The sequence below is a fragment of the Microvirga sp. Mcv34 genome (assembly GCF_024519725.1).
Taxonomy (GTDB): Bacteria; Pseudomonadota; Alphaproteobacteria; order Rhizobiales; family Beijerinckiaceae; genus Microvirga.
On the sequence record NZ_JALJRK010000011.1, the window covers coordinates 44,446 to 60,689 of the forward strand.

A 16,244-nucleotide genomic window follows, 5' to 3' on the forward strand; every position below is an offset into this window, starting at 1 on the left:
CGCACCTCTATCTGGTCGGCGTCGATATCAGAAGAAGCCTTGCCTGTCCAGGGTTGCTTCTCAAGAAAAGCGCCGGTCCGGAAGGCCAACTGTTCCGTAAGGGAAAGGTTCAGTTCCGTTCCGGAGAAACGCGGGTGACATGACCCATCTTGCGGCCCGCCCGGGCTTCCGTCTTGCCGTAGAGATGCAGTTGCGCTCCCGGCTCGGCCAGGATTTCCTCCCAGGCATCCGCATCGTGCCCGATCAGGTTCTTCATCTCGACCCGGCCGAGGCGGGCGGTGCCGCCCAGGGGCCAGCCGCAGACCGCCCTCACATGCTGCTCGAACTGCGAAGTCGTGGCACCGCCGAGCGTCCAGTGGCCTGAATTGTGCACCCGCGGGGCGATCTCGTTCACCACGAGGTGCTCGGATCCGTTTCCGGTCACGAGAAACAGCTCGACCGCGAGCACGCCCACATAGTCCAGCGCCTCCGCGATGGAACGGGCGATGCGGAAGGCCTGCTCCTCCGTCTCAGGGGAGACGCCGGCCGGGACCTGGGTGGTGTCCAGGATGTGGTTGCGATGCTCGTTGGCGCACAGGTCATAGGCCGCGAAGGCGCCCGCGGCCGTGCGGGCGGCCACCACGGAGACCTCCCGCTCGAAAGGCACGAAGCCCTCCAGGATGGAGGCTGCGCGTCCGATCTCCTCCCAGGCAGCGACGGGATCGGTCTCAGGCGTGATCTTCACCTGTCCCTTGCCGTCATAGCCGAAGCGGCGGGTCTTGAGCACGGCGGGCCGGCCGATGCGCTCCACGGCCTCGGCCAGTTCGGCCTCGTTCGACACGGGCGCGAAGGGCGCGACCGCGATGCCGAGGCCCGCGATGAAGCTCTTCTCGAGAAACCGGTCCTGCGACACGGCCAGGGCCTGCGCATTGGGGGCAAGCGGCGCGTGGGCGCTCAGGATCGCGGCCGTCTCGCTCGGCACGTTCTCGAACTCGTAGGTCACCACGTCCACGGCCTTGGCGAAGCGCACCAGGTTCGCCTCGTCCTCGTAAGGAGCGATGGTGTATTCCGTCGCCACCTCGAAAGCCGGGCTGTTCTCCTCCGGCGCGTAGATATGCGTCCTCAGGCCGAGCTGCGCCGCCGCCATGGCGATCATGCGGCCGAGCTGGCCGCCGCCGAGAATGCCGAGGATGCAGCCGGGACGGATCATGGGTTTCTCTAGCCTTCGTTGGAGGGGCGCTCGGCCACGCTCTCGCTCTGGCGCTGCCGCCATTCGTCGAGGCGCTGGCTCAGGGCGGGATCGTGCAGGGCCAGCACGGCGGCCGCGAGCAGGGCCGCATTCACCGCGCCCGCGCGCCCGATGGCCAGGGTGCCGACCGGAATGCCAGCGGGCATCTGCACGATGGAGAGCAGGCTGTCCTGGCCCGAGAGCGCCTTCGATTCCACCGGCACGCCGAAGACGGGCAGGGGGGTCATGGCGGCGGTCATGCCGGGCAGGTGCGCGGCCCCGCCGGCGCCCGCGATGATGACCTGAAAGCCGTCCGCCCGGGCCCCCTTGGCGAAGGCCACCAGCCGGTCCGGCGTGCGGTGCGCGGAGACGATGCGGGTATCATAGGCCACGCCCAGGGCATCGAGCGTCTCGGCCGCGTGGCGCATGGTGGCCCAGTCGGACTGGCTGCCCATGATGATGGCAATAGGGGGACGCGCCATGGTGTGGCTCCGGATTCAGGGCCTTAACTGTCCAGCGGGAATAGCGAAGCCGCTTCGGGCAGGCAAGGGCGTTCCCGAAAAGGGCAGTGATTCTCAGGCGATGATGTCGGGGGTCAGCTGATCTTCGAGGCGGATGATCTGGTCCTTGAGGGCGAGCTTGCGCTTCTTGAGGCGCTGAACCTGGAGCTGGTCCCCGGCGACCATGCTCTCCAGGGCGTCGATGGCCATGTCGAGATCACGGTGCTCCTGCTTCAGACGGGCCAATTCCGCTTCCAGTTCAGCCAATTCTGTCATTGAAAATACCTAGAGCCTCAGGCCCAAAAGTGGATTCCACTTTTGGGATCGATCCGATGCTCAATCCCTTAAGCGGCGCATCGCAGGCTGCGGAAACCGGGCCCTCTTTTCCGCACGATGCGCGAGATGCCAGACCGCTTTCAGCGGCCGGGCCACAATGGGGCGGAAGTATGCTCTCGGGCCCTGTGGAGAGCAAGAGAGCCGGAGCATCTTCTACTCTCGAATCTTTGAATTTCGCCTTCGACTCGCCACACTCTATCTGCCACAATGTTCCCCGTCAGTAGATCGAATAGGAGGAACTGACATGCCGCTGCAGAATCACCTGACGGAGCTGGAACGGAAGCATCGCGCCCTCGAGCGCGAAATCCAGGATACTCTCAACAGACCGTCGGCAGATGACATGAGGCTGGCAGAGCTCAAGCGGAAGAAGCTTCAGCTCAAGGACGAGATTACGAGACTGAGAACGTCCGATTCGGTGGTGCACTAGCCACCCGAACCCTCGCATTTTTCCAACTGAAGAAGCCGTCGCTTTACTCAAGGAGCGACGGCTTTTTCGTGGAGATCCTACAGATAGGTCACCGCGCCGTCATAGATGAGCTTGGCGCCGACGAGGATCAGCAGGACGTAGACGGCCGTGTAGAAGGCCTGGCCCGAAACCCGCCGCACCAGCAGCACGCCGGCCCAGGTCGACGCAATGGCAACCGGGAACAGGGCGCCCGCGGTGGCCATGTTCTCGGCCGTGAACTGCCCGAGCGCCAGATAAGGCGGCACCTTGATCCAGTTGATCATCGCGAAGAGCACGGCTCCGGTGCCGACGAAGATGTCCCGCGGCAGCCGCTGGGGCATGACGTAGATCTGGAAGGGCGGCCCGCCCGCGTGGGCGACCATGCTGGTGAAGCCCGTGACCCAGCCCCAGAAGATGCCGCGCGGCACGTCGGCCGGCGCGGCCTTCGGCGGGCTCGCGCGGCGTTCCACCACCATGCGGCGGATGGCGAAAGCCACGGAAATGATCCCGACGGCCAGCTTGACGGCGGCGTCGGACACCTGGGCGGCCAGGAGATAGCCCGTCACGATGCCCGAGATGCCGCCCAGGAGCATGATCACCACGTTGCGCCGGTCCCAGGTGCGCCGGTAGGCCCAGACCGACACCACGTCCTGCACGATCAGGATCGGCAGGGTAATGGCGGCCGCCTGCACGGGCGACACCACCAGGGCCATCAGGGGCAGCGAGAGGGCGCCGAGCCCCGAGAAGCCGCCCTTGGCCAGTCCGAGCAGGATCACCGCGGGAATGGCGGCGGCATAGAAGAGGGGATCGGTAATCACGACAGCACTCGCCGAAAGTCGACTCACCGAAAGTCGCCCCTGACCACGGCTTGATGGCCTGCTACCACAGCAGGCGCTTGAAGTCTCATGCAGAGAACGCAAGGGGGAACGCCATGCCATCCGCCCAGAGCCGCTATCATGAGGTCTATGCCGACTGGAAAGCCGATCCGGTCGGCTTCTGGGAGCAGGCGGCGCGGGAGATCGACTGGATCAAACCGGCCGAGACGGTGTTCGACCGCGAAGCCGGCGTCTATGGCCGCTGGTTCCTCGGGGCCGAGTGCAACACCTGCTACAACGCCGTCGACCGCCATGCGGCGACCCGGGGCGGCCAAGCGGCGATCATCTACGACAGCCCTGTCACAGGCACGAAGCGCAGCATCACCTATGCCGAGCTGCGGGACGAGGTCGCGACGCTTGCGGCCGTGCTGCAGGACATGGGCGTCGCGAAGGGCGACCGCGTCGTCATCTACATGCCGATGATCCCGGAGACGAGTTTCGCCATGCTGGCCTGCGCCCGCATCGGGGCGATCCATTCTGTGGTCTTCGGCGGTTTCGCCGCCAAGGAGCTGGCGACCCGTATCGACGATGCGAAGCCAAAGGTCATCCTCTCCGCGTCCTGCGGGATCGAGGGCAGTCGCGTCATTCCCTACAAGCCGCTGCTGGACGAGGCGATCGCGCTGTCCTCGTCCAAGCCGCAGGCCTGCCTCGTCTTCCAGCGGCCGCAGCTCGCCTGCGACCTGATCGAGGGTCGCGACCGGGATTGGGCGGGCGCCGTCGCTGATGCGAAGGCGAAGGGCCGCCAAGCCGAATGCGTGCCCGTGGCGGCGACCGACCCGCTCTACGTGCTCTACACTTCCGGAACCACCGGCATCCCCAAGGGCGTGGTGCGTGACAACGGCGGCCACATGGTCGCTCTCAAATGGTCCATGGAGCATTTCTTCGGCGTGAAGCCCGGCGAGGTGTTCTGGGCCGCGTCCGACGTGGGCTGGGTGGTCGGCCATTCCTACATCGTCTACGGGCCGCTGCTCCACGGCTGCACGGCCATCCTCTACGAGGGCAAGCCGGTGGGAACGCCCGACGCGGGCGCCTATTGGCGCGTGATCTCCGACCATGGGGTCGTGACCCTCTTCACGGCGCCCACGGCCTTCCGCGCCATCAAGAAGGAGGATCCGAAGGCGGAACTCCTGAAACAATACGACCTCTCCTCGTTCCGTGCCCTGTTCCTGGCGGGCGAGCGGGCCGATCCCGACACGGTCCAATGGGCCGAGGACATCCTGCGGGTGCCGGTCATCGATCATTGGTGGCAGACGGAGACCGGCTGGCCGGTCGCCGGCAATCCGCTGGGCCTGGGTGCGCTGCCCGTGAAGCATGGCTCGCCCACGGTGCCGATGCCGGGATACATTCTCGAAGTGCTCGACGAAGGCGGCAGGCCGGTCGGCCCCAACACGATGGGAGCCATCGTCATCAGGCTGCCCCTGCCGCCCGGCGCCCTGCCGACCCTGTGGCAGGCGGACGAGCGGTTCCGAGAAGCCTACCTCTCGGTCTATCCCGGCTACTACAACACCTCGGACGCGGGCTATCTCGACCAGGACGGCTATATCTGGGTCATGGGCCGCACCGACGACATCATCAACGTCGCGGGCCATCGCCTGTCCACGGGCGGCATGGAGGAAGTGCTGGCCTCCCACCCGGCGGTCGCGGAATGTGCCGTGATCGGCGTGAAGGATTCGCTCAAGGGCGAGGTGCCGTGCGGCTTCGTGGTGCTCAAATCCGGCATCGACCGGCCGCCCGAAGCCATCGAGGCCGAACTCGTGGCTCTGGTGCGCGACAAGATCGGCCCCGTGGCCGCCTTCAAGCTCGCGATCACCGTGGCGCGCCTGCCCAAGACCCGCTCCGGCAAAATTCTGCGCGGCACGATGAAGAAGATCGCCGACGGCGACACCTGGTCGACGCCCGCCACCATCGACGATCCCATGATCCTGTCTGAGATCGGCGATGCGCTGAGGGCGAGGGGGCTTGCCGGGTAGGGAGGCTCTACGGATGCCGGACGAGGAAGAGGACGCGCAGGGCCGTTTCGAAGCTTTGCTGGCGCAAGTCCTTGGGGATGATGAAAAGGCGCTGGCTCATCGAGCGGCCAAGGATTTCCGCCAAACTGCGCGAGCGGATGCCGTGGGGGCGAAGACAAGCTTCGAACGCAACCGCGACCGGCCGGCAAAGCCACCGCGAAGGCGGCCGAAACGTCAAGGATAAGAGGCTGAAAACGAAAAAGGCCCGGAGCGATCCGGGCCTTTGTGCGTGAGGACGCTTATTCCTCGTCTTCGTCCTCGTCGTCGCGCTTGAGCTGCTTGAGCTTGGCGAAGACCGAGTTGACGTCGATGTTCTCTTCCTGGGCCGGCTTCGGGCGGCTCATGTCGGCGAAGGGGTCGACCCGCTCGGGGGCCGTGGAGACCTCGGCCGGCATCAGGGTGCCGCCATGGTCCTGAGCCTCCACATGCGGACGGTCCTTGGCGGCGCGCTGTACCTCGAAGTCGAGGTCGATCTGCGAGCACAGGCCGAGGGTGACCGGGTCCATGGGCGAGAGGCTGGCAGAGTTCCAGTGGGTACGCTCACGGACCTGCTGGATCGTCGTCTTGGTGGTGCCCACCAGACGCATGATCTGCGCGTCCTTCAGCTCGGGATGGTTGCGCACCAGCCAGAGGATCGCGTTCGGGCGGTCGTGTCGGCGGGACACGGGAGTGTAGCGCGGACCCTTCTTGACCCGCTTCTGCTCCGGCAGCTTCACGCGCGACTCGGCGAGGCGGAGGTGATGGGTCGGGTCCTTCTGGGCCTTCTCGATCTCCTCACGGGTCAGCTGCCCCGTGGTCACCGGGTCGAGGCCCTTGATGCCGGCCGCGACCTCGCCGTCCGCGATGCCCTTCACCTCGAGCGGGTGCAGCTTGCAGAAATCGGCGATCTGGTCGAACGACAGCGATGTATTCTCGACGAGCCAGACGGCTGTCGCCTTCGGCATCAACGGTCCCTGGGACATCTACGTGAACCTCCTTCAGGCCGGGCGCCGGATCATCGGCGCCGCACGGCAAAACTCTCTCGCGCTCCGAACCGGTCCGGACCGGAGCATCTCGTCTCACGATGTGAGGGAAACGAGATGATTATAGGGATCGTGCCGGTATGTTGCAAATTTTAAAGGGTGAGAACGATCTTCCCGATATGCTCGCCCCCGTCCATCCGCGCATGGGCCTTTGCCACGTCCTCGAAGCCGAAGGTCGAATCCATCACCGGCCTGCACCGCCCCTGCGCCAGAAGCGGCCAGACCTTCTCCTCCAGGGCCTCGGCGATGTCGGCCTTCTCGGCCGGTGAGCGCGGGCGCAGGGTCGAACCCGTATGGGTCAGCCGCTTGACCATCAGGCGGCGGAAATCGACCTCGGCCTTGGGTCCCTGCAGGAAGGCGATCTGCACGATCCGGCCATCCTGGGCGGCGGCCTCGTAGTTGCGGGAGATGTAATCGCCGCCGACCATGTCGAGGATCACGTCCACGCCCCGCCCGCCCGTGGCCTCCTTGGCGACTGCGACGAAGTCCTGGCTCCGGTAGTTGATCGCCACGTCGGCGCCGAGCCGCAGGCAGGCGTCGCATTTGTCCTGGCTGCCGGCCGTGGCGATGACGGTGGCGCCGAAGGCCTTGGCGAGCTGGATCGCCGTGGTGCCGATACCGGAGGTTCCCCCATGGACGAGGAGCGTCTCGCCCGATTGCAGGCGGCCTCGGTCGAACACGTTGGTCCAGACGGTGAAATAGGTTTCCGGAACGGCGCCCGCTTCCGCGAAGGAGAGGCCGGCGGGAATGGGCAGCGCATTGCTCTCGTGGACGACCGCGTAGTCCGCATAGCCGCCGCCCGGCACCAGAGCCATGACGGGTTCGCCGATTGAAAAGCGCGCGGCGTTCGGACCCGTGGCCGCCACCTCGCCGGCGATCTCGAGCCCGAGGATATCGGGAGCGCCGGGAGGAGGCGGATAGCCACCCTGCCGCTGGATCACGTCGGGGCGGTTCACGCCCGCGGCCCTCACCCGCACCAGGATCTCGCCCTCCTTGGGCCTGGGAACGGGGCGCTGGACCACCTTGAGAACCTCCGGTCCGCCGCTTCCCTCGGCGATCACGGCCCGCATCATCTCAGGGATCTGCCCCATTTTTCCCTCCTTTGGTCAACACTCTCCCGGGATATAGGCTTCGCTGCCAAGGAATACATGCCAGATTGACTGAATGACCAACCGTTGAAGAGGAGAATGCCATGGCCCTCGATCCCTTCGCCGACGAGCCGCGCCCGATCATGAGCGGGCACGAGATCGGCCAGGACCTCTCGATGCTCTCCATCGACGAACTCGACGAGCGCGTCGAGATGCTGGAGCAGGAGATCGCCCGCATCAAGGAGGCGAGGGCTCGAAAGGAAAACTCCCGCGCGGCCGCGAGCGCCTTCTTCAAGCTCGGCCAGGGCTGACGTTTCTGTCACAAAGAAACGTTCTTAACGGTGCATTAACCATTCCCGGATAGACCGGAAGACATCCGGGCTTCTCCCTGGATGCCGAGTGGCTTCGAAGCCCACTCTGTTTGACGCTTCCCTGTTAGACTTCAAGAGCCGCCTCGCGCGGCTCGATTTTTATGGGCCCGGCCTCGGCTTCCGGTGCCCTGCGCGGGAAACCGGGTCCCCTTGTCCTGCCGGGGTGCTGCCTTAACCTTAAGAAGAGGTTACCGAGGCAAGCCCGATCCTTCCGTCCTATACTCATCTCAACAGTTCGTACCCGCCGCCCGCGAGGCGCGGAGGGCAGATTTTTGGGAGATGTGCGTGAACGAACCCGACGTGATCCAGCTCGACGTCGATCCTGTCCGGTTCGGGCAGAGCTTCGTGGGTTCCGAGGCCTTCAAGGCGCTCTTCCAGGAGGGCATGGAGCTCATCGAGGAAACGGCCGCGTATCTCGACGGCCCGGGCCGGGAGGAATCCCGCCACCTGCCGCGTCAGGCGAGCCTCGTCTATGCCAGCGAGAGCATGCGCCTCACCACCCGCCTGATGCAGGTCGCCTCATGGCTGCTGCTGCAGCGGGCCGTGGCGGAAGGGGAGATCACGGCCGATCAGGCGCAGCTGGAAAAGAACCGCGTGCGCCTGAACTCGCAGGACACCGCGACCACCATCGCGGAATACGAGGGGCTCCCCGCGCGCCTGCGGGAACTGATGGGCCTCGCGACCCGGCTTCACGCCCGGATCCTGCATCTCGAACGCCTCATCACGGAGGCCGAGGAGGCTCCTCGGGCCCCAGTCCCCAACCCGGTTGCGACCCAGCTCGGGATGCTACAGAGGGCCTTCGGCACGATGGAATAACCAGGGCAGCGGCCATGATGCCGCACCCGGCCGTAACTCCCCCGCGAAGGGTTGAAACCCCTGTCTGAAGGGCTAAACCTAACCTGTCGGCCGCTCTTGTGCCGTCAATCGAAGGATATGCAACCCATGTCAAGCGACAGTCGAAAGACCATGCCGCCTCAGGTTCGCGCAGAAGGCTGATCGCTCGGCTCTCCTGCGATCGGGCCCGTGGCGGCTGGTCGCGAGGAGAGTTCCATGAAAAAGTTCATCACCAATCGTTTCGAAATCCTGTCCGAATGGATTTCCGACAACCTGGGCAGCCCCTATGCGTTCATGGCGGCCAGCCTGCTCGTGGCCGTTTGGGCCATCTCCGGTCCCGTCTTCCAATTCTCCGACACGTGGCAGCTCGTGATCAACACCGGCACCACGATCTGCACCTTCCTGATGGTGTTCCTGCTGCAGAATACCGGCAACCGCACCATCGACGAGATGGAAGAGCGTCTGCGCTCGCTGGAACTCCTGAACCGGGAGCTTCTCCGCGAGATCCGCACCCTGAAGGCTCCCGACGAGCCTACCGTCAGGGAGGCTGCCTGAGGGGGATCCGGACACAACCGCCAAAGAAAAAGCCCCGCCGAAGCGGGGCTTTTTTGATTCCGGTCCGAAGGACGCGGATTACTTCTTGGCGCCGAGGCCCAGGCCGCCGAACTTCGAGTTGAAGCGCGACACGCGGCCGCCGCGGTCGAGGAGCTGCTGCGTACCGCCGGTCCAGGCCGGGTGGGTGTTCGGGTCGATGTCGAGGTTGAGAGTGTCGCCCTCTTTGCCGTAGGTCGAGCGGGTCGTGTACTCGGTGCCGTTGGTCATGACCACCTTGATGAAGTGGTAATCGGGGTGATCGGTTTCTTTGCGCGCCATTGCCATAGTCCTTCTTGCGGCCAGCCAGATCTGGTCAGCCCGCAATGTTGAGATCGAGCCTGAATTGATGAATGCGCGCCTATACCTCACTTAAGACCTTGAAACAAGCCGGGGCAAAGGTGCTAAACCGCCCCTTGTGGCGATTCCGTAAGACGCAAGGTGTCATGGCCGATCATTCCCAAGGGCAGACCCGCCCCAAGGCTGCGCTCAGCGCCCTGAAGCCGCTCGTCCCCTACGGCCTAGCCTACAAGGGGCGGATCGCGGCCGCGCTGGCGGCGCTCGCCGTGGCCTCCGGCGCCACGCTCGTCATGCCGATCGCCGTGAGGCGCGTCATCGATTTCGGCTTTTCGGAGGAGGGGCGGGCTTATATCAGCGCCTATTTCGCCCTTCTGGTCGTGGTGGTGGGCGTTCTCGCGCTCGCCAGCGCCCTTCGCTATTACTGCGTCATCACCCTCGGCGAGCGGGTGGTGGCGGATCTGCGCTCCGCCGTGTTCCGGCACCTGACCTCCCTCGATCCCGCCTTCTTCGACCAGACCAAGAGCGGCGAGATCGTCTCCCGGCTCACGGCCGACACCACCCAGGTCAAGGCCGCCTTCGGGGTCAGCATCTCGATTGCCCTGCGCAACCTCTTTCTGTTTCTCGGCGCGACCGTCCTCATGATCATCACGAGCCCGAAGCTCTCGGCGCTCGTGCTGCTCGCCATCCCGGTCATCGTCCTTCCCCTGGTCTTCTCCGGCCGTGCCGTTCGGCGGCGCTCCCGGGCGGCGCAGGACCGGCTCGCCGATGCCTCGGCCTATGCGGCGGAGGCCATCGGGGCCGTGCGGACCATGCAGGCCTTCGGCATGGAAAGCCTTACGGCCGCACGCTTCACGGCCGCCGCCGAGGAGGCCTTCGATGCGGCCCGGCTCTCCACCACCATGCGGGCCTTCCTGACCGGCGCGGGCATCTTCCTGGTGTCGGCGAGCGTGGTCGGCGTGCTCTGGTACGGCGCGCAGGACGTGCTGGCCGGGCAGATGACGGGCGGGCGCCTGTCGCAGTTCGTGCTCTACGCGGTCTTCGCTGCAAGCTCCCTCGGCCAGCTCTCGGAAGTCTACGGCGAGCTTGCCCAGGCGGCCGGCGCGGCGGAGCGCCTCGGCGAAATCCTGGCGGCGAAGCCCGCCGTCGAGCGGCCGCAGAATCCCAAGGCCCTGCCGGAGCCGCCGCTCGGGACGGTGGCGTTCGAGGACGTGCACTTCGCTTATCCGACCCGCGCCGACCAGCGCGCGATCCACGGCCTGAGCTTTGCGGTCAGATCCGGCGAGCGGGTCGCCATCGTTGGACCCTCGGGGGCAGGCAAGAGCACAATCCTGCAATTGCTGCTGCGCTTCTACGATCCGCAGAGCGGCACGATCCGGGTCGACGGGGTCGCGGTCCAGGAGGCCGACCCTGCCGCACTGCGCGTCCGCACGGCCCTCGTGCCGCAGGAGCCGACGATCTTTGCGGCCTCCGTCCTCGACAACATCCGCTACGGGCGCCCCGACGCCACGGAGGCCGAGGTCCTGCACGCCGCCGAACTCGCCTCCGCCGACGGCTTCATCCAGGCCCTGCCGGAAGGTTACCAGACGATGATCGGCGAGCGCGGCGTGACCCTGTCGGGCGGCCAGCGCCAGCGCTTGGCGATTGCCCGCGCGATCCTGAAGGACGCCCCGATCCTGCTCCTCGACGAGGCGACCTCGGCGCTCGACGCGGAGAGCGAGCGCAAGGTCCAGACCGCCCTCGACCGGCTGATGGAAGGCCGCACCACCCTGGTCATCGCCCACCGCCTCGCCACGGTCCGTTCCGCCGACCGCATCCTGGTCATGGACAAGGGTGTGATCGTGGAGGAGGGCACCCACGAATCCCTCCTCGCCCAGGGCGGTCTCTATGCCCGTCTCGCCCGGCTCCAGTTCACGAGCGCGGAGGAGCGCCACGAGGCGGCGGAATAGGGCTGCCTGAAATTGATGCACCGGCATGGGCTGACATCCGGCCCGTGCTTCCCATGTGAGCCGAAACCGTTGCGTCGGATCGAGGGCACGCTTGGGACAGGCCGGGAACGCAGGCATGGGCGTCAGCAGGAGACATCCGCAGGACTCGACCCGCATCAACATCCTCGAGCCGTGGGATCTCCAGTACTGGTCCGACCGCTGGAACGTCCCGCGCCGGCAGGTCGTGGAAGCCATCCGCCGCGTCGGTGATCAGGTTCACGACGTCGCCCAGGCTTTGGGGAAGGGGTAGGCGGAATACGCTGCGTTTACCCTTGCGTCATATCTGGCATGGCGGTGTCGGCATGGTAAGCATGGCCGATGTCCGACCTCTACCCTCCTATTGATTCCTCCGACTCCGGCATGCTCGCTGTGGGCGACGGGCATCGCGTCTATTGGGAAACCTGCGGCAATCCTGCCGGGAAACCTGCCCTGGTGCTGCATGGAGGACCAGGCTCGGGCTGCACTGTGAATGCACGGCGATATTTCGATCCGCGCTCCTACCGCGTTGTGCTCTTCGATCAGCGCGGCAGCGGGCGCAGCACGCCGCATGCCAGCACTCCCGGCATCGACCTCTCCACCAACACCACGCCTCATCTCGTCGCCGATATCGAACGCCTGCGGCAGCATCTCGGAATCGAGCAATGGCTGGTGCTCGGCGGCTCCTGGGGCTCGACCCTGGCGCTCGCCTATGCCGAGCAATATCCCGAGCGTGTGACGGAAATGGTATTGTTCAGCATTGCCACCACAACGACGGCTGAAATCGAGTGGATCACCCGCGGTGTCGGGGCCTTCTTCCCCGAGGCGTGGAGCCGGTTTCAGTCAGGCGTGCCGGAGGCGGATCGGGAGGGGAACCTCATCGAGGCCTATCACCGGCTCCTCTTGCATCCTGATCCTGTCGTTCATGAAAGGGCGGCGCGGGATTGGTGCGATTGGGAAATGGCGATTGTCGCAGTCCATCGGAACCACAAGCCTCATCCCCGCTACGACGACCCAGCCTTCCGGCTGGGCTTTGCGCGACTCGTCACGCATTTCTGGCGCCACCGCGCCTGGCTCGAGGATGGCGTATTGGTGCGGAATGCGAACCGCCTCGCCGGCATTCCCGGCATCCTCATCCATGGCCGGCTCGATATCGGCGGTCCGCTCGTCACACCGTGGAATCTTCAGCGGCATTGGCCGGGCAGCGAACTGATCGTCGTCGGGGAGGCAGGGCATGATGCGCGCGATCCCGGCATGACGGAGAGCATCGTTGCCGCGACTGATCGGTTCGCGTAAATCACCGCTCCGTCAGCTTCAGCTCGATGCGCCGGTTGCGGGCATAGGCCTCTTCGGTGGTGCCGTTGTCGAGGGGCTGGAACTCGCCGAAGCCGGCGGCGACGAGGTGCTGGGGCTGGACGCCCCGGGCGACCAGGGCCTGGACCACGGCGATGGCGCGGGCCGACGAGAGGGCCCAGTTCGACGGGAATTGCGACGTCGCGATCGGGCGTTGGTCCGTGTGGCCGTCGACGCGAATCACCCAAGGGATATCCGGAGGCACCTGGCGCTCCAGTTCGATGAGCGCGGAGGCGATGCGGTCGATCTCGCCGGAGGCTTCCGGGCGCAGGGTCGCCTGGCCGGCCGGGAAGAGAACCTCCGACTGGAACACGAAGCGGTCGCCCACGATGCGCACGTCCGGACGGGTGCCGAGGATCTGCCGCAGGCGGCCGAAGAAATCGGACCGGTAGCGCGCCAGCTCCTGCACCCGCTGGGCCAGAGCGACGTTGAGGCGGCTGCCGAGGTCGGCGATGCGGGCCTGGCTCTCCTTGTCCCGGTTCTCTGACGCGGCGAGAGCCTCTTCCAGGGCCGCGAGCTGGCGGCGCATGGCGGCGATCTGCTGGTTGAGGATCTCGACCTGGCTCAGAGCCCGGCCGGTGTTCTGGCGCTCGGTTTCGAGCTGCGTGCCCAGCTCCTGCGCCTGGGCCTGCGCGGCGCCACCGCTGTCGAGAAGGCCCTGGAGGCGCGCCCGCTCGGCCTCGTTGGCGCGCAGCGTGGTCTGCAGGGATGTCACCGTGTCCTCGATGGTGCGCCGGTTCGAGCGCTCCAGGGACAGAAGATCGGTCAGCTCGGCGATCTGGCGGTTCAGGCGGTCGAGGACCGTGTCGCGGCCGGAAAGCTCCCGGGATAGGAAGAACTGGCCGACGGTGAAGACCGAGATCAGGAAGATGATGGCGAGCAGCAGGGTCGACAGGGCGTCCACGAAGCCCGGCCAGTAATTGATCTGGCTGCTGCGTCCCCGCCGGCGTCCTCCCGCGCTCGAGATCGGCATCAGGGCAGCCTTTCACGGGAGATACGGTCGAGAACCTGTTTCAGCTCCTTCTCGCGGGCCGCCTGGGCCTCGACCCAGTCGCGGATCATTTGCTGCTCCGCCCGCATGTGCTGGACGAGGCCCTGGACGCCCTCGGCCAGGTTGGCCATGGCCTGGGTCGCGGCCCGGCCGCCCGCGCCGTCGTTGACGGCGGCCGTGAGCCGGTTCAGCGCCACGGTCAGGTCGTGCGAGGTGCCGGGACGCATGCTCGTGTCGGCAGGCGTGTCCAGGGTGGAGATGGCGAGCCAGTCCTCCAGCTCCGTGTAGAAGCGGCTCTGGGCCTGGCCGGCCTGGAGGTCAAGAAAGCCGAGGACGAGGGAGCCGGCGAGGCCGAACAGGGAGGCCGAGAAGGACAGGCCCATGCCCTGGAGCGGGCCGGCGAGCGAGTTCTTCAGCTCGTCGAAGAGGACGGCCGTATCCTGGCCGGTGCGGAGCGACGAGATGATGCGCCCGACCGAGCCGACCGTGTCGATGAGGCCCCAGAAGGTGCCGAGAAGGCCTAAGAAGACCAGGAGGCCCGCGAGATAGCGCACGATCTCGCGGCTCTCGTCGAGACGGGCCCCGATGGAATCCAGGACCGAGCGGGTCGCTGCGACGGAAAAGCCGGCTTGCTCGGGCCGGTTGCCGAGGAGCGCCGCCAGGGGCGCCAGCAGGACCGGCGGGGTGGGGGCGACGAGCCCTTCCTCGGTCTGGCGCAGGGTGTTGACCCACCGCACCTCCGGAAAAAGCCGCCAGGCCTGCCGGATGGCCAGCACGATGCCGATGAACATGACGCCGAGAATCAGGGCGTTGAGGCCGGGATTGGCCTGGAAGGCCGACCAGATCTGCCGGTAGAGGATGAAGGCGACGAACCCTGCCAGAACCAGGAAGACCGCCATGCGGACCAGGTAAATCCGCGGTGGGGTAAGGGGTTGGTCCGCCATCGTTATCCTGTGCATTGGTGCTTCGGAGCTGCACCAATGTGACCGCCCCTGTCCGCCGGATCAAGCGCGACCACGGCCGACTTCGACGGGACGAACAGAAATATCGGCCGGAACCTCCCGGAAAACTATCCTTTGGCCTTCTTCAGAAGCTTGAGCAGCTCGCGGTGCATAACCTCGTTGCCGCAGGCGATGGAGCCCTTGGCCATCGGGTCGCTGCCGCCATCCGCGTCGGACACGAAACCGCCCGCCTCGCGGATCATTAGGATGCCGGCGGCGATGTCCCAGGTGTTCAGGCCTCGTTCCCAATAGGCATCGAAGCGCCCGCAGGCCACGTAGGCGAGGTCGAGGGCGGCGGCACCCCAGCGGCGCATGCCGCCCACATTGGCCATGACGGAGGCGCATTCGCGCAGGAACAGGCCGTGATCGCCCTTGCCGATATGCGGCAGGCCGCAGGCCACGACGGCGTCCGGCACGTCAGTGCGGGCCGCCACGCGGATGCGGCGGTTGTTGAGATAGGCGCCCTTGCCCTTCTCGGAAATGAAAAGCTCGTCCTTGGCCGGATCGTAGATCACGCCGGCGACGATCTGGCCGTCGCGCTCCAGGCCGACCGAGATGGCGAATTGCGGCAGGCCGTGCAGGAAGTTGGTGGTGCCGTCGAGCGGGTCGATATGCCAGCGATGGCTCGGGTCGGTGCCCTCGACGACGCCCTGCTCCTCCATGATGAAGCCGTAGCCGGGCCGGGCCTTCTCGAGCGCCTCGCGCAGGATCTTCTCCGCCTTGCGGTCGGCCGCCGACACGAAGTCGCCGGGACCTTTACGGGAGACCTGCAGATTCTCGACTTCGCCGAAATCGCGCTTGAGCGAGCGCGAAGCCTTCATCACGGCATCGGTCATGACGGTCATGAGGGGCGAACGGATCATCGGGCAAGTCCTGGCAAAGAGCGGTTTTGAAATGAAGTGTGGTCGATGGACCACGCGAGGGTTCGCGTCAAGCGGTGGTCAACCGAGCAGCGGCGCGAATGATCCCTCCCGGGGCCTGTTTTCATGCGCTCAGCGCATGCCGAGCCGTTCGGCGGCGAGCTTTTCGGCGCGCTTGCGGTCCTCGGTGCTCAGCTCCTTGAAGGCTTCGTCGAGCCAGGGATCGGCCAGGCCCTGAGCGGCGGCCAGGATATGCCAGGCCGCCCCATCGACCTTGTTGGCGGGAACGCCGCGGCCGGCGACGAGCAGGCGGGCCAGGCGGTTCTGGGCGATGGCGTTGCCCTTCGCGGCGGCCCGGCGGAAATAGCGCGCGGCCTGGGATTCGCTGACCGGGACCCCATCCCCGTTGAAGAGCAGGATCGCGTATTCCACCTCGCCGACCGAGCTGCCGTTGCGGGCCGCGCGCTCGAAGAGGCGGGCGGCCTCGCTGGAATTCCGCT

20 protein-coding genes are annotated in these 16,244 nt (G+C 66.3%); 9 read left to right on the forward strand and 11 right to left on the reverse strand.

Going from position 1 to position 16,244, the window contains the following annotated elements; translation table 11 throughout:
• Positions 1-109 precede the first annotated feature (109 nt).
• The 3 genes from OC446_RS08815 to OC446_RS08825 form a co-directional block, all read right to left on the reverse strand.
• Complete coding sequence (locus tag OC446_RS08815; protein WP_262028660.1) at positions 110-1,189, reverse strand: 5-(carboxyamino)imidazole ribonucleotide synthase; 1,080 nt, start codon at positions 1,187-1,189, stop codon at positions 110-112.
• A gap of 8 nt (positions 1,190-1,197) precedes the next feature.
• Positions 1,198-1,689: a 5-(carboxyamino)imidazole ribonucleotide mutase gene (purE, locus tag OC446_RS08820; RefSeq protein WP_262028661.1), complete on the reverse strand. Its 492-nt coding sequence runs from the start codon at positions 1,687-1,689 to the stop codon at positions 1,198-1,200.
• A gap of 93 nt (positions 1,690-1,782) precedes the next feature.
• A complete protein-coding gene (locus OC446_RS08825; protein WP_036361827.1) occupies positions 1,783-1,983 on the reverse strand; it encodes a YdcH family protein in 201 nt (66 codons plus the stop codon).
• A gap of 304 nt (positions 1,984-2,287) precedes the next feature.
• Between OC446_RS08825 and OC446_RS08830 the strand changes: the two genes are divergently transcribed.
• Entirely contained in the window at positions 2,288-2,470 is a 183-nt protein-coding gene (locus OC446_RS08830) for a YdcH family protein (RefSeq protein WP_262028662.1), read from the forward strand.
• Positions 2,471-2,547: 77 nt separating this feature from the next.
• Here the strand turns inward: OC446_RS08830 and OC446_RS08835 are convergent, their stop codons facing one another.
• The gene (locus tag OC446_RS08835) at positions 2,548-3,306 is read right to left on the reverse strand and encodes a sulfite exporter TauE/SafE family protein (RefSeq protein WP_262028663.1); all 759 of its coding nucleotides are present in this window, start codon (positions 3,304-3,306) and stop codon (positions 2,548-2,550) included.
• A gap of 113 nt (positions 3,307-3,419) precedes the next feature.
• Here OC446_RS08835 and OC446_RS08840 point away from each other — a divergent pair, with 113 nt between their 5' ends.
• On the forward strand, positions 3,420-5,333 hold the full coding sequence (locus OC446_RS08840) for a propionyl-CoA synthetase (RefSeq protein WP_262028664.1): 1,914 nt from the start codon (positions 3,420-3,422) through the stop codon (positions 5,331-5,333).
• 13 nt (positions 5,334-5,346) lie between these two features.
• Positions 5,347-5,556, forward strand: coding sequence for a hypothetical protein (locus tag OC446_RS08845; RefSeq protein WP_262028665.1), 210 nt, complete (start codon positions 5,347-5,349; stop codon positions 5,554-5,556).
• 55 nt (positions 5,557-5,611) lie between these two features.
• On the opposite strand, the gene OC446_RS08850 is transcribed toward OC446_RS08845, so the two are convergent.
• Both OC446_RS08850 and OC446_RS08855 read right to left on the reverse strand, forming a co-directional pair.
• Positions 5,612-6,334 carry a DUF1013 domain-containing protein gene (locus OC446_RS08850; RefSeq protein WP_262028666.1) on the reverse strand — a complete coding sequence of 241 codons (723 nt, stop codon included), beginning with the start codon at positions 6,332-6,334 and terminating at the stop codon, positions 5,612-5,614.
• 152 nt (positions 6,335-6,486) lie between these two features.
• Positions 6,487-7,485: an NAD(P)H-quinone oxidoreductase gene (locus OC446_RS08855; protein ID WP_262028667.1), complete on the reverse strand. Its 999-nt coding sequence runs from the start codon at positions 7,483-7,485 to the stop codon at positions 6,487-6,489.
• Between the two features lie 101 nt (positions 7,486-7,586).
• On the opposite strand from OC446_RS08855, the gene OC446_RS08860 reads away from it, so the two are divergent.
• The 3 genes from OC446_RS08860 (at position 7,587) to OC446_RS08870 (ending at position 9,242) form a co-directional block, all read left to right on the forward strand.
• A complete protein-coding gene (locus OC446_RS08860) occupies positions 7,587-7,793 on the forward strand; it encodes a DUF1192 domain-containing protein (RefSeq protein WP_262028668.1) in 207 nt (68 codons plus the stop codon).
• A 339-nt stretch (positions 7,794-8,132) separates the two neighbouring features.
• On the forward strand, positions 8,133-8,669 hold the full coding sequence (locus OC446_RS08865) for a DUF1465 family protein (protein WP_410055040.1): 537 nt from the start codon (positions 8,133-8,135) through the stop codon (positions 8,667-8,669).
• 234 nt (positions 8,670-8,903) lie between these two features.
• A complete protein-coding gene (locus tag OC446_RS08870; RefSeq protein WP_262028670.1) occupies positions 8,904-9,242 on the forward strand; it encodes a low affinity iron permease family protein in 339 nt (112 codons plus the stop codon).
• A 78-nt stretch (positions 9,243-9,320) separates the two neighbouring features.
• On the opposite strand, the gene rpmE is transcribed toward OC446_RS08870, so the two are convergent.
• A complete protein-coding gene (gene rpmE, locus OC446_RS08875; protein ID WP_009763414.1) occupies positions 9,321-9,560 on the reverse strand; it encodes a 50S ribosomal protein L31 in 240 nt (79 codons plus the stop codon).
• 164 nt (positions 9,561-9,724) lie between these two features.
• Between rpmE and OC446_RS08880 the strand changes: the two genes are divergently transcribed.
• The 3 genes from OC446_RS08880 to pip all read left to right on the forward strand — a co-directional run bounded on the left by OC446_RS08880 (position 9,725) and on the right by pip (position 12,835).
• Positions 9,725-11,524, forward strand: coding sequence for an ABC transporter transmembrane domain-containing protein (locus tag OC446_RS08880; RefSeq protein ID WP_262028671.1), 1,800 nt, complete (start codon positions 9,725-9,727; stop codon positions 11,522-11,524).
• 115 nt (positions 11,525-11,639) lie between these two features.
• Positions 11,640-11,813 (forward strand): DUF3606 domain-containing protein, encoded by a 174-nt coding sequence (locus tag OC446_RS08885; protein WP_114945969.1) that lies wholly within the window; start codon positions 11,640-11,642, stop codon positions 11,811-11,813.
• A gap of 68 nt (positions 11,814-11,881) precedes the next feature.
• Positions 11,882-12,835: a prolyl aminopeptidase gene (gene pip, locus OC446_RS08890; RefSeq protein WP_262028672.1), complete on the forward strand. Its 954-nt coding sequence runs from the start codon at positions 11,882-11,884 to the stop codon at positions 12,833-12,835.
• Between the two features lies 1 nt (position 12,836).
• Here the strand turns inward: pip and OC446_RS08895 are convergent, their stop codons facing one another.
• The 4 genes from OC446_RS08895 to OC446_RS08910 form a co-directional block, all read right to left on the reverse strand.
• Positions 12,837-13,865: a peptidoglycan -binding protein gene (locus tag OC446_RS08895; RefSeq protein ID WP_262028673.1), complete on the reverse strand. Its 1,029-nt coding sequence runs from the start codon at positions 13,863-13,865 to the stop codon at positions 12,837-12,839.
• The gene (locus OC446_RS08900; RefSeq protein WP_262028674.1) at positions 13,865-14,827 is read right to left on the reverse strand and encodes a flagellar motor protein MotA; all 963 of its coding nucleotides are present in this window, start codon (positions 14,825-14,827) and stop codon (positions 13,865-13,867) included. Before OC446_RS08900 ends, OC446_RS08895 begins: the two co-directional genes overlap by 1 nt.
• A gap of 125 nt (positions 14,828-14,952) precedes the next feature.
• A complete protein-coding gene (locus OC446_RS08905; RefSeq protein ID WP_262028675.1) occupies positions 14,953-15,747 on the reverse strand; it encodes an inositol monophosphatase family protein in 795 nt (264 codons plus the stop codon).
• A 129-nt stretch (positions 15,748-15,876) separates the two neighbouring features.
• The coding region (locus OC446_RS08910) for a tetratricopeptide repeat protein (protein WP_410055041.1) at positions 15,877-16,244 on the reverse strand (368 nt) is incomplete at its 5' end.

Bases quoted from the DNA above. Each gene is read 5' to 3' on its own strand.
- OC446_RS08815 (WP_262028660.1), bottom strand. From the start codon at position 1,189: ATGATCCGTCCCGGCTGCATCCTCGGCATTCTCGGCGGCGGCCAGCTC.
- purE (WP_262028661.1), bottom strand. From the start codon at position 1,689: ATGGCGCGTCCCCCTATTGCCATCATCATGGGCAGCCAGTCCGACTGG.
- OC446_RS08825 (WP_036361827.1), bottom strand. From the start codon at position 1,983: ATGACAGAATTGGCTGAACTGGAAGCGGAATTGGCCCGTCTGAAGCAG.
- OC446_RS08830 (WP_262028662.1), top strand. From the start codon at position 2,288: ATGCCGCTGCAGAATCACCTGACGGAGCTGGAACGGAAGCATCGCGCC.
- OC446_RS08840 (WP_262028664.1), top strand. From the start codon at position 3,420: ATGCCATCCGCCCAGAGCCGCTATCATGAGGTCTATGCCGACTGGAAA.
- OC446_RS08845 (WP_262028665.1), top strand. From the start codon at position 5,347: ATGCCGGACGAGGAAGAGGACGCGCAGGGCCGTTTCGAAGCTTTGCTG.
- OC446_RS08850 (WP_262028666.1), bottom strand. From the start codon at position 6,334: ATGTCCCAGGGACCGTTGATGCCGAAGGCGACAGCCGTCTGGCTCGTC.
- OC446_RS08855 (WP_262028667.1), bottom strand. From the start codon at position 7,485: ATGGGGCAGATCCCTGAGATGATGCGGGCCGTGATCGCCGAGGGAAGC.
- OC446_RS08860 (WP_262028668.1), top strand. From the start codon at position 7,587: ATGGCCCTCGATCCCTTCGCCGACGAGCCGCGCCCGATCATGAGCGGG.
- OC446_RS08865 (WP_410055040.1), top strand. From the start codon at position 8,133: ATGTGCGTGAACGAACCCGACGTGATCCAGCTCGACGTCGATCCTGTC.
- OC446_RS08870 (WP_262028670.1), top strand. From the start codon at position 8,904: ATGAAAAAGTTCATCACCAATCGTTTCGAAATCCTGTCCGAATGGATT.
- rpmE (WP_009763414.1), bottom strand. From the start codon at position 9,560: ATGGCGCGCAAAGAAACCGATCACCCCGATTACCACTTCATCAAGGTG.
- OC446_RS08880 (WP_262028671.1), top strand. From the start codon at position 9,725: ATGGCCGATCATTCCCAAGGGCAGACCCGCCCCAAGGCTGCGCTCAGC.
- OC446_RS08885 (WP_114945969.1), top strand. From the start codon at position 11,640: ATGGGCGTCAGCAGGAGACATCCGCAGGACTCGACCCGCATCAACATC.
- pip (WP_262028672.1), top strand. From the start codon at position 11,882: ATGTCCGACCTCTACCCTCCTATTGATTCCTCCGACTCCGGCATGCTC.
- OC446_RS08895 (WP_262028673.1), bottom strand. From the start codon at position 13,865: ATGCCGATCTCGAGCGCGGGAGGACGCCGGCGGGGACGCAGCAGCCAG.
- OC446_RS08900 (WP_262028674.1), bottom strand. From the start codon at position 14,827: ATGGCGGACCAACCCCTTACCCCACCGCGGATTTACCTGGTCCGCATG.
- OC446_RS08905 (WP_262028675.1), bottom strand. From the start codon at position 15,747: ATGATCCGTTCGCCCCTCATGACCGTCATGACCGATGCCGTGATGAAG.